The sequence below is a fragment of the Streptomyces smyrnaeus genome (genome assembly GCF_017676345.1).
In the GTDB taxonomy this organism is placed as follows: Bacteria; Actinomycetota; Actinomycetes; order Streptomycetales; family Streptomycetaceae; genus Streptomyces; species Streptomyces smyrnaeus.
Window position 1 is genome coordinate 1 of the sequence record NZ_JAFFZM010000041.1, and the last position, 15,377, is coordinate 15,377.

Genomic DNA, 15,377 nt, shown 5'->3' on the forward strand with positions numbered 1-15,377 from the left:
GCGTGGGCGGTGCCGGCCAGGGCGGTGGTGGCGATACCGGCCGCGCCCAGGGCGGTCAGGCCGGTGGTGGCCAGGCGGGCGGGCTTGAGCGAGCGAAGAGCAGTACGCATGCGAGCGGAGAGCCTTCCAGTGGGGGGACGTATCCGGCCGCGCATCCCCCGGGGGGCTGCACCGTGCGGTGCGCTTGTCCCGGTCTCGTCGCGACCTGGCACCCACCCTGGGAACCGGCTCCCCGGCCCGACAACTGTGTGACCTACGACCCCACGTAGTGCGACATACCCGACTCGATCGAGCCGTCGCACCCCCCGCCCCGGATCCTCGCGAACCAGACATACGATCCGGCCTCGTAAGTGATCTGGCTCCTATGGGCGGCCTCACACGGCAACGCCCTCGGGGCCGGTCTGTCGATTGCAGACTGCTGACAGCCCCGTGCCCGGAGTCATCGACCGGTGGCTTCGCCTTCGCTCTCGCCTTAGTCCTCTCCCTCTCCGGAACCGCAGGACCCCGTGGTGCGAGTGCGCGTGGGCGCCGGGGGAGGGATCGGATCGGGTGCCGGGCCCGGTTCGGGGCCCGGCGTGGGGGGCTGCGGGTTCGGCGGCACGGGGTCGGGCCCCGGCTGAGGCGGTTCGGGCGGTACCGGGTCGGGCTCCGACGGGGGCTCCGGCCCGGGCACCGGCCCCGGCCCGGGTGCGGGCGGCCCCGGTCCTGGACCCGGCGTGGGGGGCTCGGGTTCCCGGCCGGTCGGCTGCACGGCTTCGTACGCGGCGAACATGGTGGTCTCACAGAAAGGCGGTCGGACACGGCACGTGGATGGCGTCTCCTCGACGGGTCGCCGCCGGAGTGCGACGCGAAACCGGGCCCGCGTGCCTACTCGCGCGTACGCGCCCCGTGCCGCCGACGTGTGTTCCGGCACGGCTTGGTAACCCCGTCCCGTGGGGCTGCCGAGGCTGTGGGGGCGTGGACGAGCCGCAGCCGCAGGCCGATCAGGAGGCTGCGATGGAGCACGTCAGGGAGTATGTGCAGGAGGACCCCTACCGCTTCCGTCTGGACCCTCAGGACGGGATGCGGGCTCCTGGAGTGGTCTTCGCGTCCCGGGAACTGCTGCGGGACGCCGAGAAGTCGCTGGAGCAGGTCGTCAACGTGGCAACGCTGCCGGGCATCGTCGGAGCCTCCTACGCCATGCCCGACATCCACTGGGGCTACGGCTTCCCCATCGGGGGAGTGGCCGCAACCGACGTCGCCGACGGCGGGGTGATCTCGCCCGGTGGCGTGGGGTTCGACATCTCCTGCGGAGTGCGGCTGCTGGCGGCCGACTGCGACCGGCAGGCGCTGGAGCCGGCGTTGCAGGAGGTCATGGACGGGCTGGGCCGGACGATTCCGCGCGGTGCGGGCCCGGGCGGGGTCTGGGAGCCCGACGGCCCGGGCGAACTGGAAGCCGTCCTGGAGGGCGGCTCGCGCTACGCGGTGGAGCAGGGCCACGGCGAGGAGCGGGATCTGCGCCGCTGCGAGGACGGCGGGGCAGTGGCTGCCGCGGATGTGGGTCAGGTGAGCGAGCGGGCACGCGAGCGCGGGCTCGTGCAGGTGGGCAGCCTGGGCTCCGCCAACCACTTCCTGGAGGTACAGCAGGTCGCCGATGTCTACGACGAACCGGTCGCCGCCGCCTTCGGGATCGTCAGGGACCAGGTGTGTGTGATGATCCACTGCGGTTCGCGCGGGCTCGGCCACCAGATCTGCACCGACCATGTACGGGCCATGGACAGCGCCATGACCAGGTACGACATCCAGGTGCCGGACCGGCAGCTGGCCTGTACCCCGGTCGACTCCCCGGAGGGCCGTGACTACCTGGGAGCGATGGCTGCCGCGGCGAACTACGGCCGCGCGAACCGCCAGTTGCTCGCCCAGGCGACGCGGCGGGTCTTCCAGCGTGCGGCGGGTGTCCGACTCGACCTGGTCTACGACGTGTCCCACAATCTCGCCAAGATCGAGACGCACGCCGTCGACGGGGAGCAGCGGCGGCTGTGCGTGCACCGCAAGGGCGCCACCCGTGCCTTTCCGCCCGGGCACCCGGAGCTTCCCGAGGACCTGCGCGGCGTCGGCCAGCCGGTGCTGATCCCCGGCACCATGGGTACCGCCTCCTACGTCCTCACCGGTGTCACCGGGGGAGACGCCTTCCACTCCACCTGCCATGGCGCCGGCCGTTCCCTCAGCAGGCACCAGGCCGCGCGGACCGTCGGTGGCAAGCAGCTGCGGGCGCGGTTGGAGGCGGACGGCATCGCGGTCCGCCCGCTGTCCCCCCGCAGCCTGGCCGAGGAGACGCCGGAGGCCTACAAGGACGTCGCCGCGGTGGTGGAGGCGAGCGAGGGCGCCGGGCTGTGCCGCAAGGTGGCGCGGCTGGTCCCCGTCGGCGTGGTCAAGGGATAGCCGACCGGACGACGAACGACCAGGCGGCCGGGCCGTCCTTCGGCCGTGCCCGGCCGAGGCACCCGAACTGACCGGAACGACCGGCACCGACCGGACCGGCGCGAGAGCGGATCAGGCAGCTCACACGTCAGTGGATCAGGCAGCTCATACGTCGACCGTCACCGCGCACGACCAGCCGTACGGGTCCGGCGCCAGCCGCAGCTCGTTGAAGGAGACCCCCTTCGGCGGTGCGCCGGTGACCGGCACCCTTCCCAGGTCCGTCACGGCCGCCCGTACGTCCAGGACCTCGCCGACGGCTTCCACCCGCAGATGCACCGGCACCTCGCCGTGCACCTCCAGCCGGAAGACGACCTCGTCCAGCAGCGTGGCCAGCAGGTCTTCGTCACCACTGCCTGTCACACGTAGCTGCCGTACGGAGTGTGCCTCGGCCCGGGAGAGGTCGGCGAAGCTCTCGACCATGCCGAGCACCGCTTCGGCCAGACACTGCTCCCGGCTGGTGCCCCACGCCTCGATGCGTACATCAGCCGTGTGCGGCACCGCGCGATGTCCGCGCTCGCCCCGGAGCCGAGTCGGCCTGTCGTCTCCTGTCGTACCGGCCATGGGCACCGCCTGTCTCCCGCTCGTCGGTCCGCCTCGTCAGTCCGCCCGTACGGGGGTGTGGCCCCAGGGGCGCTGATGCTTGTCGGCCGGGAGGAGTTCCGCGGCGGCATGGGCGTCGGGCACCGAGATCGCGATCCGGGCGAACGGGGCCTGCCCGCGGGTTTCGACGACCACGACCGGTCTCCAGGGGTGGACCGCGATGAAATCCCGGCCCTCCCCGTGCCGCCACACCCCCAGGTGCGAGAGGCCGGGAAGGTAGCTGGTCCGCTGCGGCTCGCCCCGCATCGGGCGCCACCACGCGGATGCCTCGCCGATCCGGGAAACGTCGGACAGGGGCATCCGTATCTCCCCGTGCCCGGTGGCGATCTTCTCCCACCATGCCGGCCGGACGACCAGGTCGTCCCCGTCGATCAGCAGCCGTGCCATCGTCCCGTCCCATCCCGTCCTCGTCCCGGTCCGGCTCTCACACCTCGCGCCGCGCCCACCCGTTCCGCTGCTCCTGTCTCCAGGCTGGGCGCTGCTCACCGCCTCCGCACTCCGGGAGCGGCCCGGAGGCGGGGGGACGACGTCGGGCACCGGCGGAACGTGTAGGCGGCCGCGCCGCTGGCAACGCACGGGTGGCGAGGACCGGCCGCGGCGGCGGCGCGTCGCCGCGCACTGCAGCGCAACCAGTCAGGAGAACGAGATGGCCCAGCGGATCCGCGACATCATGACGGCCGATCCGATCACCGTCACCCCGCAGACCGCGCTCACCGATGTGGCCCGCCTGATGCGGGACGAGGACTTCGGCGAGGTGGTGGTCAGCGAGGAGAACCATCTTCGCGGCGTGGTCACCGACCGGGACCTCGTCGTCCGCGCGATGGCCGACGCCCGGGACGCCGACTCCACCAGCGCCCAGGACGTGTGCAGCAGCGAGGTGGTCACCTGCGCGCCGGACGCGGGGATCGACGAGGCCGTGCACCTGATGCGGGAGCACGCGGTCCGTCGTCTGCCCATCGTGGACGGCGACGAACTCGTGGGCACGGTCAGCATCGGTGACGTGGCGCTCGAACGCGACCCCGACTCCGCGCTCGCCGAGGTGAGCTCCGCCCGCCCGAACCGCTGACACCCGCGGCCGAACCGCTGACACCCGGCCGCCGGGAGCCCTCCGGGCGCGTGGACGCCCTGGCGTCCACGCGCCTCGCGCGCTCGACGCCGTACAGGTCAGGGCCCGTCGGGTTCGGGCCCGTGTACGGCGTTGTCACAGGCGGCACTTAGAGTACGGCCTCATGATCTCCCTCGCCGTGCCGCCAAGGCTGCCCGGCCGGTTGTACGCGGCCTTCCGCGTCGTCGGGCTGGAATGGCCCGACCTCCCGCTGGAGCGGTACGCGGCTCTCGCCCGTGCCGCGCGGGGCGCCGGCTCCCGTGCGGCGGACGCCACCCAGGCGCGCCACCTTGCCGCGCAGGCCCGGGTCCTGGAGACCTTCGTGCGGGTGATGGGCGAGGCCCAGGACGCCTTCCACGCGGATCTGGAGGAGTTGACCGAGGACCACGGAGGGCCGCACCGGGTCACCGGGCACCGCGACTGTCCGCGGGCGGAGGAGGTGCGCGAACGCTGGCGTGCGAACGCCGCCGCGACCGTCGAGCACGCCGCTCGTGTGCGTACGGAACATGTGCCCCTCGCCGTCGAACTGCTGGAGCGCACCGGCGCGCTGCCCTCGGCGCCCGACTACGCGGACCCGGAGGCCTGCCCCTGGCTGCCGGAGCTCCCGGCGGTGGAGATGCACGACCCGCCGCGTCCCCTCGCCGCGCTCACCGCGGGACGTGCGCTTGCGGGGGAGGCTCTGCTGCGCTGGCGCGGCGATCTGTGCGGGCCCGCCGTATGTGTGGTGACGGGCGCTTCGGGGGTCGGCAAGACGCGGCTGCTGGCCTGGTTCACGGACTCCTCCTGCCAGGACTGGTCGGGCCCCACCGCCTTCGGGGCTCCCGTCCGTGAGGCCGCGATCTCCGCCGCAGGGCGCGAGCTGTCCGAGTGCGCTCGTGCGCTGTACACCCAGTTCACCGGGGACGGCCGAGCGGAGCCCGACGGCCTTCGGGACGAGGACGCTCCCGGCGGGCCCGCGTCGGGCGACAGCGGTGGGACGGTTCCCGGCGATCGCCACTGCCGGGCACTGCTCGCCATGATCGCCCGACGCGGCGGGCCGGTGACCGTCACGATCGCCGAACTGGACGCCTGCGCGGAACCCGCGCGGGTGGCCGACGAGTTGGTCCGCCCGCTCGCTCAGCTCCCGGACGTGCGGGTGCTGGTGGAATCCTGCGACCGGCAGCTGCTGGGGCACACCCGGCACGCGCTGCTCGACCTGGACGACCCGCGCCTCACCGAACGCGCTGCCTTCGACGCCTGGTACGGGGCGGAGGAGACCACCGTGCCCGGCGCCTCGCCCTTCGCCCCGGCCGAGATGTACCCGAACGTGGGGCTGGCAGCTGTCGCGGCCAGGGCGCGGGGCTCCGCCGGCGCCCGGCACGCGTCCTTGGCCGAGCGGGTGTGCGCGGCCTGGCTCGACGGTCTCGGCGCACCGGCCCGGGACGCGGCGGCCACGCTCTCCCTCGCCCAGGGGCCGATGACCGAGTCCGTGTGGCGGCTGCTGCACTGCGCACGCCGCCCGGACGATCCCGAGGCGGCTTCCGCGGCGGTGGACGCGGCAGCCGCTTGTCTGCCCACCGCGGAGCCCGGCATCCCGGCGTACGAGTTGCGTCCCGGCTGCCTCGCGCAGGCGGCGGCCGACTGCCTGCCGACCTCGCCGGGCGGCGTCGCCGCGCACCATCGGGAGGCCGTCGCCGCCATGACGGGCTGGCCCGTGTCCGAACGGCTGGGGCCCGCCGACTATGTCGCGGAGCGGCTGCCCGCCCATGTGCGGCTGGCGAAGCTCACCGGACCGGATGCCGTACCGCCCCGGGAGCCCTGCCGTCCCCGGGTGCGGTTGACGCGCCCCGTGCTCGAGGAAGTCTTCGGTGCGGAGGGGCTGCTGCGGATCCCCTCCCGTCTGCTCCACCCGCGTATGGCGCACGGACCGACCCGCCGTTTCCTGAGCGAGGTGGGGATACCGGCGGGCGGTGTGAGCCCGGACTTCTGGAAGGACGGGTCGTCGCGCTGCCGCGTCCCGCTCGACGAGGATCCGCACTGGGCCGAGGTGGCCGAGGAACTGGGTGCGGTCCAGGGGCTGCCCGCACCGCTCGAAGACCTCTTCCACCTGGACTTCCTCGGATACGGCGATCTCCTGCTCGACGGCCGCACGGGCATCGTGCACGAGGTCGACGAGGGTCTCGAACAGGTGCTGCCCGCACACCGCGACGTGGAGTCCTACACCTATCTGCTGTACAGGCTCCACCGAGATCTGCGGCGCTGGCGCGTCGAGGCGAAGGACGCGCATCCGGACGCCACCTACTGGGTCGCCGACAACCTCGTCCTGGACCTGCGTACATACGACCCGCTTCCCTTCGCGGACCCGGAACGCGTCTGGGCGGGCCACTTCGACGATCTCGCCTCGGGCATCTGGAGCCCCGGAACGGCGGGTTGAATCCGTACGCGACGACGACAACGCGCCCACGCCGGTGCCCGTGCCCGTGCCCGCGCCCCGGAATTCGTGCCCTGATCCGTCTACCGGCGGGTAGCGGGGCGCCATACGCTGTCCGGCCATGACGGAAGCACGGATACGCCATGGCAGAGCCGCGCTCGCCTTCAGCTTCTTCGCACAGGGTGTCGCCTTCGCACTGCTGGTGACGCGTATCCCCGCCGTGCAGGACCGGTACGGCGTGTCGGACGCCCTGCTGCCCGTCTTTCTCGCGGCGGTGCCGGTGCTCGCGGGCGTCGGGAGTGTGGGCGCCGAGCAGTTGGTCGGACGGCTGCCGCCGAGCGTGGTGCTCCGGTGGGCGCAGCCCGTGGTGCTGCTGTCGCTGCTGGGAGTCGGCGCGGGCGACACGATGACGGAACTCGCCGTCGCACTCGGAGTGTTCGGGCTCTCCGTCGGCGCGCTGGACGCCTCCATGAACATGCTCGGGGTGAGCCTCCAGCACACCTATGGGCGCAGCATCATGCTGGGCTTCCACGCCGCGTACAGCCTGGGCGGGATCTTCGGCGCGACGCTGGCGTGGCTGGGGGCGCACGGACAGCTGTCGCTGTTCGTCTCGTATCTGCCGGTGGCCGCTGTGCTGTTGCCCGGCGCGCTGCTGGGCAGCCGGTGGTACGTGGACGCCGTGCCGGGCCCGTCGACCGGGGACGGTCAGGGGGCGGCAACGGCGGACGCCGCCGAGGCGGCGGTGGCGTTCCGTATGCTGCTGCCGCTGTGCCTGGTGATGACCTTCGCGTACATCGGAGACTCCACCGTCTCCAACTGGAGCGCGAAGTACCTCCAGGACGTGCTGGGCAGTTCGGAGCAGTTGGCCACCGTTCCGTACAACGTCTACATGGCGACCACCCTGATCGGCCGCTCGCTGGGAGACCTGGGAGTCAGGAGGTTCGGAGCCGCGGCCGTCGTGCGGGCGGGGGCGCTGCTGGCGGCGCTCGGCTTCGGCACCGTGGCGGCGGCACCCGGGGCGTGGACGGGAATGCTCGGCTTCACCCTGCTGGGACTCGGCCTGTGCGTCCTGGTGCCGCAGACCTTCGCTGCGGCGGGACGGCTCTTCCCGGGCGCCTCGGACGCCGCCGTCGCACGGCTCAACGTCTTCAACTACGTCGGCTTCCTCATCGGTTCACCGCTGGTGGGCGTGTTGGGCGACATCTGGAACCACCGCGTCGCCATGCTGGTCCCGATGGCCCTGGTGCTGGTCACGCTGGTGTACGCCAGGGAGTTCGCCCCTCGGCAGCCGGCCGCGGCCTGACCCCGGGCCGCCTGCGCCCGAGCCGCGCACGGTCCACCGGGTCAGCCCTCCTTGAGTGTCTCGGAGAAGAGCGCCAGCAGCCGGTCCCAGTGCCGCTCCAGGGCCGCCGGGTCGAAGACGGCGGTGTCAGCCATGGTGAAGCCGTGGGAAGTACCCGGATAGACCTCGGACGTGTAGTCGACCCCGGCCTCGTCCAGTGCCTTGTTCAGCGCCGTCACGTCGTCCGGCGTCATGGAGTCGTCGTGCTCGGCGTGGCCGAGGTGCACCCGGGCTGAGAGCTGTCCGACGAGGCGGTGCGGGCTGTCCGGCGCGTCGGTGACGAGATGGCCGGCATGGAAGCCGGCCGCTGCGCCGACCCGCTCCGGGTACGCGGCCGCCGCGCGCAGGGCCAGTATGCCGCCCATGCAGTATCCGGTCACCCCTGCCTTGCCGTCGCGTACCTGCGGCTGCCGCGCGAGGAAGTCGAGGTAGGCACCGGCGTCCCGGACGGCGTGCTCGCTGGTGTGGGACCGCAGCAGCGGGAGGACCTGGCCCATGAACGCTTCCCGGTCCTCGGCCTTGCTCAGGTCGGGCACCTCGACGACGGGAGCGCGGCCGTGCCGGTGGAAGACGTTGGGCGCCAGGACGTAGTAGCCGTGCGAGGCCAGTTCGGTGACCATCTCCTGGATCACCGGCCGCAGCCCGATGATGTCCATGTAGAAGAGCACGGCGGGGTAGCTGCCGTCCTCCTCGGGGCAGGCGGCGTAGGCGTCGGCCGTGCCGTCCGGAGTGGGGATGTCGACGGACCGGAAGTGCATGAGGGGTGACCCTTCCTCGGCGGACAGGCGCTCTTTCCCGTCTTCCTATCACCGTGCCTCGGGCGCGAGCCGTCCGGACCCTGCCGACCGGCTCACCACGAGAGGGGACCGCCGGGCTCGGCCGAGCGGCTCACCTCGGAGTCCTGCCGAGTCGTGACGCACAGGTAGGCGTAGCCTTCGCCCGGCCCGGCCTGCCGTCGGGCGTTCTCCGCCTCGTCCTCACAGCCTTCCGGTACGCGCGGACCTCCCGTCAGCGGGCGGGGCGAGGGCCGGCCGTCGCGTGGGCCGTCGTCCGCGGTCGGGCTGCTGCCGGGGTCGAGCGCCAGTGTGGTTGCTCCTCCCGCAGCCACCAGTACCAGCCATATGCCACCGGCCCACTGCCATGCGCGCCGCTTGTTCGCCATGTTCGTCCCTGAGTTCGAAAGCCTGGACGCAGTCTGCCACCACAACGGGACGTGCACGCTACCAACTCCTCGTCGGCCGCCTCCCGTTGCGGGTTCCGAGTGTCAGCCGATCTTCGAGAAGGCGGCTCCCGGATGGGCGAGTCCTCCGAAGGGGCAGAGCCGTATTGCGCTCGAACTCGGTCAGTTCCATAACTGAAACGGTCGATGAGCAAAGCAATTCGATCAGTTTCCATATGTTCTTGGCATGTTCCCCCGGAAAATGCCGGAACGCGCGCCAGCTCGCATGCGTGTGCGTAGTCTGAGCCTCACTGTCCGTGGCCGGGCGGTGTTGGTGAAGCGGTGTGCCGCGCAGGGGAGGGGAGTGCAGCGTGCCCGGAATCGATGAATGCCTCCTGGAGGCGATGCGCCTGCCCGGTGCGCGCAGCGCCGCTGTGGTCGACTGGATCAGCGGCCTCGCGCTCGGCCTGGCCGGAGAACCACCCGGCGGGGACGGGGAGGCGGCTGCCTGCGAGACGGCCGAACTGGCCAGGATGGTCGCCGAATACCGCTCCCTCGGCCCGCTCGCCGCCGTGGCGGCCGAGTCCTCGCCCCCCACCACCGCGAAGGCGCCCGCCCACGCTCCGGACACCGCTCCAGCTGCGCACCACCTCGGGACGGCACCGGCCGTCGAAGACATCATCGCGACGAACAGCGACAGCTACCACCTGCTGCGCTTCGTGACCGGCGCCCTCGACGGCACCGTCTTCCTCCATCTGTGGCTCGCCCGCGACGAGGGGAATCTCGCGCTGGCGCGGATCCGGCTGGCGGAGATAGCCGAGCGGATGGTGCTCTGATGAGACATGCCGTGCCTCTCCTCCGAGCGCAGCGGCGATCCTTGTCGGCCCGCTCCGTACCGGAGCACTCCCGGACGGAGCGACGCGTGCCCGACCGCCGGATGCCGTACGAGCACCCTCGGGACGGCACCCCCGAAACCGGCAGCGCGCCCCGCCGTGCCCCTTCGATGCTGCACCGTCTCGCGGCGGAGCGTGCCACCGGCGCGTTCACACGGGCAGCAGGCACCCTCTTCCTCGTCGACGGCGAGGTCGTGCACGCGGAAAGCGGGGCGGCGACGGGGCTGGAACTGCTGCTGACCCGGTGTTGCCCACTGTCGCAGGCCGATTGGGAGGCCGCACTGTCCAGGGCGGCAAGGGAGGGAGGCGTGGCACAGCACCTCGTGGCCTGCGGGCTCGTACCCGCCGGAGTGCTGGACCTGTGCCGGCGCACGGCCCTCTACGACGCGGCGTTCTTCGTGCTGGCGACCGGTGGCGGAGCGGGGCGCTTCCGGCGCGGGGTACGGGACCGGCTCGGGGTACCCCGGGGCCTCCCACCGACAGCCGTGGAACGTGAGACCGCACGCCGCCTGGCGCTGCTGGACCGCATCTGGCCGGACGCCCGTGTCGATGTCCTGCCCCCCGTCCGCACCGCGCCGGTCGCGCCGACGGTGCCGGGCCGCCAGTTGCCGATACTGCGGCTGGCCGACGGCGCCCGTACCGCCACCGACATCGCCCGGATACTGGGCCGGCCCACCTTCCACCTCCTGGTGGAACTGCGCCGGCTGGCGGCCGGGGGGCTCGTTGTCCCGGCGCTGCCCGCCGGCCCGGAGCCGCACGGGCGACAGCCCCCTCCCGCCCCGGCGCACCCCCCACCGCAGGAAGCCTCCCCCGCACAGGCCCCGCAGCAGGAGACCACCGCAGGTGGCGGGCCGAGCGCAGCCGTGGCGCCGGGCCACGAGTTCCCGGACCCGGACGTCGCCCTGCTGCGCCGGCTCAGGGACGCACTGGAGGCGTGGTGATCAGGGGATTCCGTCAGCGTGCCGAGAGGAGAGTGCTCATGGCGGCGGAAGCGGCCGTGACCGAGGAACTGCGCGCGTTACGGGCCAGAGTCCCGCAGGTCGGCGGGGCGTTGGCGGCGACCGTGGACGGGTTCGTTCTGGCCGAGGACCTGGCACGGGCCCAGGACGGCCGACGGCCGGAAGCGGAGCCGCTGGCCGCGCTGACCGCCGCCGCGCTCGGGCTGGCGTTCCGGATGAACGAGGCGACGGGACGCGGCGCTTTCCGCGAACTGCTGCTGCACGGGGAGCTGGGATACGTCGCCACTTACGCGGCAGGGCCGACCGCCGTGCTCACGCTCCTGGCGGACGACCGCATCAACGTCGGCCGACTGCACCTGGAAGGGCGTCGCGCAGCGGGGCGTATCGGCGCCCTGCTGGCCGAGCCCCGGTCCTTCCCGGCTGAGCATTCCGCTGCCGAGCCACCGGCACCGTCCGACAGCAGGCCGCAGCTGGAACGTCGCCGCCTGCCCCTCGAACGGCGCCGCCGCAATGCTCCAGCTCCTCCCGCTCCCGAGGACCCGGCACGACGCACCACGGAGTGAACGACGCGAGTACCGACCACCGACACCCGCCACGAGCGACGTACCGACAAGACGCGCCGACAAGACGCGCCGACGCGACGTACCGACGAAAGGACAGCACTCCACCATGTCCAACACCGAGGCTTCCCTCAAGGAAGCGATGAGCAGCATCGACGGCGCGATCGGGGTCGCCCTGGTCGACTACACCAGCGGTATGGCGCTGGGCACCCTGGGCGGCGGCAAGCATTTCGATCTGGAGGTCGCCGCTGCCGGGAACACGGACGTCGTACGGGCCAAGCTGCGCACGATGGAGCATCTGGGCATCGAGGACGAGATCGAGGACATCCTGATCACCCTGGGCAGCCAGTACCACTTGATCCGACTGCTGAAGGCGAAGAGCGGCAACGGCCTCTTCCTCTACATAGCGCTGGACTCGGCCAAGGCCAACCTCGCCATGGCCCGGCACCAACTGCGACGGATCGAGACGAGTCTGGAGGTGTGAGGCGCGCCCTCCGGGGCGTGGGACGGCGGGCGCGCCCTGTCGGCGGCCTGAACACCGCTGCCGCGCCGGGCGGCCCCGGCTATTCCGCCGTCACCACGCCCACCGTCTCCAGGATTCCGTAGACGCCGACGCCGAGGATGGCGAGACTGCTGAGGACCAGCGCCGCGGTCAGCCAGGGGCTGGTGCGGAAGCGCTTCGGCACGCCTGTGTAGCGCAGTTTCCAGACCGCGACGACCACGGCGAGCAGAAAGACGCCGCCCCCGATCCCGCCGATCTGGACCATCAGCACGGGGGACTGGACCCATAGGAAGAAGCAGGTCCACACCAGCGGCAGGGTCCAGGTGAGGATGCGGATGGTGCGGGTACGGGCGCGGACGTCGGTCCAGTCGATGACGCCGAGCAGCCCGAGGGTGTTGGTCCACAGCCGTGGCACGGATGCCGTGGAACCGATGAGGGTCGAGAAGAGGACCGCGAACGCGCCCAGGAGGAAGACGTGTTCGGCCCAGGGGCCCATGGTGTCCGTGTAGAGCCGCGACAGCGTCGAGATCATCTGGTTCCCCTCGGGGACGAGGCCCTGGGGGTGCAGCACGGCTGCGCCGATCACATAGAAGGACAGGGTGCACAGCACGCACACGGCCAGGCCGGTCAGTGCGTCCATCCGCATCACCTTGATCCAGCCGGCGGCCCGCCGGGCGCGCTCCTCGCTGCCGTCGTCGGGACCGGTCCAGCGGGCGTACCCCTTCTCCAGGCACCAGTAGGTGTAGGTCGTCATCTCGTCGGCGCCGACACCGGTGATGCCGAAGACGGCGAGGGCGATACCGACGGTGCCTGCCGGGATCTCGAAGCTGAAGCCGCCACCGAGGTCGCCCGCGCCGTAGCCGAACTCCGTACCGGGCAGGCTCACCGCGAGACTGACGGTGACCAGCGTGAAAACGATGACGGAGACCACACAGGCGCGTTCCACCAGGCTGTATCTGCCGGACTGGAGCAGTCCTATGGTGACGAGGGTGACCACGAAGGCCCACAGCGTCAGGGAGGCCGTACCGAGTGGTTCCCCGATGACCGGCCACAGCACCGAACAGGCCGCGGCCGTACCGCCGATGATGCCGCCGCGCTGGAACATCTTGGCGAAGTCCATGCCGATCCAGAGCCAGTTGATCCAGCTCAGTCGGCCGATGCGGGGGCCGACCTCCCGGTAGCCCTCCAGCGCCGTGCGGCCGTTGAGGATCGTCCAGCGGGCCAGCTCCATCTGCACCCAGACCTTGACCGCGGTCGAGACCACCACCAGCCACAGCAGCGCGAAGCCGGCCTTGGCACCGAGGGAGGTGGTGGTGATCAGTTCGCCGGAGCCGACGACGGCGGCGGACAGCACGAATCCGGGTCCGAGATGGCGCAGCCGGGCGGCCAAGGTGGTGGGTGCCGGTCGGGCGTCTTCGGCGCGCAGAGCGTACGGATCGGCCTGCGCGGGCGCCGCTGCGGGCGCGGGAGCGGTGGTGGACAAGACGTTGTTCCTTTGCTGGATCCGGCGCCGTCGCCGGAGCGGAAGCGGAAGGGGAACGGGGGCGGGAATCGAGGAGCAGGGACGAACGGGGTGCGGGGACGAGCGGCCGGCGAGCCGGGGTCAGCCGGCCGCGTGGTGCGGGGACTCGCCGTTCAGGACACGGAGGATGTCCTCGGCGATCATCAGCCCCATCGCGTGGTTGGCCTCCGGGGTGCAGGCGGCCATATGCGAGGTGAGTGTCAGGCGGGGTGCCGTGCGCAGCGGATGGTGGGCCGGGAGGGGTTCCACCGCGAAGGCGTCGAGCGCGGCGGCCGCCAGCTGTCCGGAGTGCAGCGCCTCGGCCAGTGCCGTGTCGTCGACGAGTCCGCCGCGGGCGGCGTTGACCAGGACGGCGCCGGGTTTGACGACGGCCAGCCGGGCGGCGTCCAGCAGCGGCTGGTCGCCGGGCGGGAGGTGCAGGGTGACGACATCGGCGTGGCGGAGCACGGCGTCCAGCGGGGCCGGTTCGGCGCCTGCCGCCCGGACGGTGTCGTCGGGGACGTAGGGGTCGTGCGCGAGCACGCGCATGCCGAACGCCTGCGCGTAGCCGGCGACAAGGCGGCCGATCCGGCCGAAGCCGACGACGCCGAGGGTCCTGCCGTGCAGCTCGGGGCCGAAGAGCTTGGGCCAGCGGCCCTCCATGACGGCGGTGTGCGAGGCGGTGATGCCGCGGGCGGCGTCCAGGACGAGCCCGAAGGTGTACTCGGCCACGGCGCGGGAGTTGGAGCCGGGCGCGCAGACGACGGGTATGCCCCGGTCGCGGGCGGCGACGAGATCGATGGTGTCGGTGCCGACACCGTGCTTGGCGATGACCTTCAGGCGCGGGGCCGCGTCCATCACCTGGGCGGTGATCGGGTCCATACCGGATATCAGTGCGTCGGCGCCGGATATCCGCTCCAGCAACTCGTCGCGCGGCAGTACCGCGTCGTCGTACGGCCGTACGGGGCCCGCTCCCTGCTCGGCGAGCAGGGTCCATGGCGCTGACGAGTGCCGCGCGAAGGTCGGCGTGGTGACGAGGGTGGTGAAGCCGGGGGAGTTCATGCGCCGGTGCTCCGGGCGGCGGCGAGGTGCGCGGCGGCGGCCTGCTGGAGGTGGACGACATCGGCGGCAACGGTGGCGAAGGTGAAGCCCTCGTCGAGTCGGCGGGCGGCACTCGCACCGTCGGCGTTGTGTATGCCGGCGGCGATCCCCGCGGCCTCGGCGGCGTTACGGATCCGGGCCAGGGCGGCCTCGAACTCCTCGGCGACCTCCGGGTCCGTGGAGGTGCGCCCGCCGATCGCCAGCCGTAGGTCGGAGGGGCCGACGTAGATGCCGTCAAGGCCGGGGGTGGCGCAGATCTCTTCGACGTCGGCGAGCCCGTCAGCGGTTTCGATCATGGCGAGGACCGCGGTCTGCGCGTGGGTGTCGATCGGATCGGGGCCGATCCGCAACTGGGCCCGCATGGGCCCGTAGGAGCGTCGGCCGTGCGGTGGGTAGCGCACGGCGGCGACCGCGGCGGCGGCGTCCTGCGCCGTGTCGACGAGCGGCACGATGACGGCGGCGGCTCCGGCGTCGAGGGCGCGGCCTATGTACGTGGGGTCGTTGGCCTCGACGCGGACCATGCCGACGGCGGTGGAGCCGCGGGTGTCGGTGGCGATGAGGTTGTTGAGCAGCCCCTGGTAGCCGAACATGCCGTGCTGCGCGTCGAAGGCGAGGTAGTCGTACCCGACCTGGGCGAGGCGCTCGGCGGCGACGGGGGAGTCGAGCAACGACCAGTAGCCGAGGAGGCGCTGGCGGTTGCGCAGGGCGGTGGTGAACTGCGCGGCGGTGGTCATGGCGGGGTCTCCGGGTGGGAAGGGGCGGCCGAACGGGAGGTGGAGGCGAGC

At 72.3% G+C, this 15,377-nt stretch carries 15 protein-coding genes; 8 read left to right on the forward strand and 7 right to left on the reverse strand.

Going from position 1 to position 15,377, the window contains the following annotated elements:
• The first annotated feature begins 996 nt into the window (after positions 1-996).
• Positions 997-2,421 (forward strand): RtcB family protein, encoded by a 1,425-nt coding sequence (locus tag JW613_RS34655; RefSeq protein WP_209215153.1) that lies wholly within the window; start codon positions 997-999, stop codon positions 2,419-2,421.
• A 144-nt stretch (positions 2,422-2,565) separates the two neighbouring features.
• On the opposite strand, the gene JW613_RS34660 is transcribed toward JW613_RS34655, so the two are convergent.
• On the reverse strand, positions 2,566-3,021 hold the full coding sequence (locus tag JW613_RS34660) for an archease (RefSeq protein ID WP_209215155.1): 456 nt from the start codon (positions 3,019-3,021) through the stop codon (positions 2,566-2,568).
• A gap of 36 nt (positions 3,022-3,057) precedes the next feature.
• On the reverse strand, positions 3,058-3,447 hold the full coding sequence (locus JW613_RS34665) for a hypothetical protein (protein ID WP_209215157.1): 390 nt from the start codon (positions 3,445-3,447) through the stop codon (positions 3,058-3,060).
• Positions 3,448-3,706: 259 nt separating this feature from the next.
• Between JW613_RS34665 and JW613_RS34670 the strand changes: the two genes are divergently transcribed.
• The 3 genes from JW613_RS34670 to JW613_RS34680 all read left to right on the forward strand — a co-directional run bounded on the left by JW613_RS34670 (position 3,707) and on the right by JW613_RS34680 (position 7,878).
• Positions 3,707-4,126 carry a CBS domain-containing protein gene (locus tag JW613_RS34670; protein WP_209215159.1) on the forward strand — a complete coding sequence of 140 codons (420 nt, stop codon included), beginning with the start codon at positions 3,707-3,709 and terminating at the stop codon, positions 4,124-4,126.
• 163 nt (positions 4,127-4,289) lie between these two features.
• Positions 4,290-6,578, forward strand: coding sequence for an SUKH-4 family immunity protein (locus tag JW613_RS34675; RefSeq protein ID WP_209215161.1), 2,289 nt, complete (start codon positions 4,290-4,292; stop codon positions 6,576-6,578).
• 118 nt (positions 6,579-6,696) lie between these two features.
• Positions 6,697-7,878, forward strand: coding sequence for an MFS transporter (locus tag JW613_RS34680; RefSeq protein ID WP_209215169.1), 1,182 nt, complete (start codon positions 6,697-6,699; stop codon positions 7,876-7,878).
• A 41-nt stretch (positions 7,879-7,919) separates the two neighbouring features.
• On the opposite strand, the gene JW613_RS34685 is transcribed toward JW613_RS34680, so the two are convergent.
• Together JW613_RS34685 and JW613_RS34690 are read right to left on the reverse strand one after the other, a co-directional pair.
• Positions 7,920-8,675: a dienelactone hydrolase family protein gene (locus JW613_RS34685; protein ID WP_209215172.1), complete on the reverse strand. Its 756-nt coding sequence runs from the start codon at positions 8,673-8,675 to the stop codon at positions 7,920-7,922.
• 92 nt (positions 8,676-8,767) lie between these two features.
• Positions 8,768-9,079 (reverse strand): hypothetical protein, encoded by a 312-nt coding sequence (locus tag JW613_RS34690; RefSeq protein ID WP_209215174.1) that lies wholly within the window; start codon positions 9,077-9,079, stop codon positions 8,768-8,770.
• A gap of 368 nt (positions 9,080-9,447) precedes the next feature.
• Here JW613_RS34690 and JW613_RS34695 point away from each other — a divergent pair, with 368 nt between their 5' ends.
• From JW613_RS34695 to JW613_RS34710, 4 genes are all read left to right on the forward strand, one after another.
• Positions 9,448-9,912, forward strand: coding sequence for a hypothetical protein (locus JW613_RS34695; RefSeq protein WP_209215176.1), 465 nt, complete (start codon positions 9,448-9,450; stop codon positions 9,910-9,912).
• 101 nt (positions 9,913-10,013) lie between these two features.
• Positions 10,014-10,910 (forward strand): transcriptional regulator, encoded by an 897-nt coding sequence (locus JW613_RS34700; RefSeq protein WP_209215195.1) that lies wholly within the window; start codon positions 10,014-10,016, stop codon positions 10,908-10,910.
• A 38-nt stretch (positions 10,911-10,948) separates the two neighbouring features.
• Complete coding sequence (locus JW613_RS34705; RefSeq protein ID WP_209215177.1) at positions 10,949-11,491, forward strand: roadblock/LC7 domain-containing protein; 543 nt, start codon at positions 10,949-10,951, stop codon at positions 11,489-11,491.
• Between the two features lie 106 nt (positions 11,492-11,597).
• Positions 11,598-11,972, forward strand: a complete 375-nt coding sequence (locus JW613_RS34710; protein ID WP_099885836.1) for a hypothetical protein — start codon at positions 11,598-11,600, stop codon at positions 11,970-11,972.
• A 79-nt stretch (positions 11,973-12,051) separates the two neighbouring features.
• Here the strand turns inward: JW613_RS34710 and JW613_RS34715 are convergent, their stop codons facing one another.
• The 3 genes from JW613_RS34715 to JW613_RS34725 all read right to left on the reverse strand — a co-directional run bounded on the left by JW613_RS34715 (position 12,052) and on the right by JW613_RS34725 (position 15,326).
• Positions 12,052-13,473, reverse strand: a complete 1,422-nt coding sequence (locus JW613_RS34715) for an Nramp family divalent metal transporter (protein ID WP_209215178.1) — start codon at positions 13,471-13,473, stop codon at positions 12,052-12,054.
• A 120-nt stretch (positions 13,474-13,593) separates the two neighbouring features.
• Positions 13,594-14,553, reverse strand: a complete 960-nt coding sequence (locus JW613_RS34720) for a phosphoglycerate dehydrogenase (protein ID WP_209215179.1) — start codon at positions 14,551-14,553, stop codon at positions 13,594-13,596.
• On the reverse strand, positions 14,550-15,326 hold the full coding sequence (locus JW613_RS34725; protein ID WP_209215180.1) for an HpcH/HpaI aldolase family protein: 777 nt from the start codon (positions 15,324-15,326) through the stop codon (positions 14,550-14,552). The genes JW613_RS34720 and JW613_RS34725 overlap by 4 nt, the downstream gene beginning before the upstream one ends.
• Between the last annotated feature and the right edge of the window lie 51 nt (positions 15,327-15,377).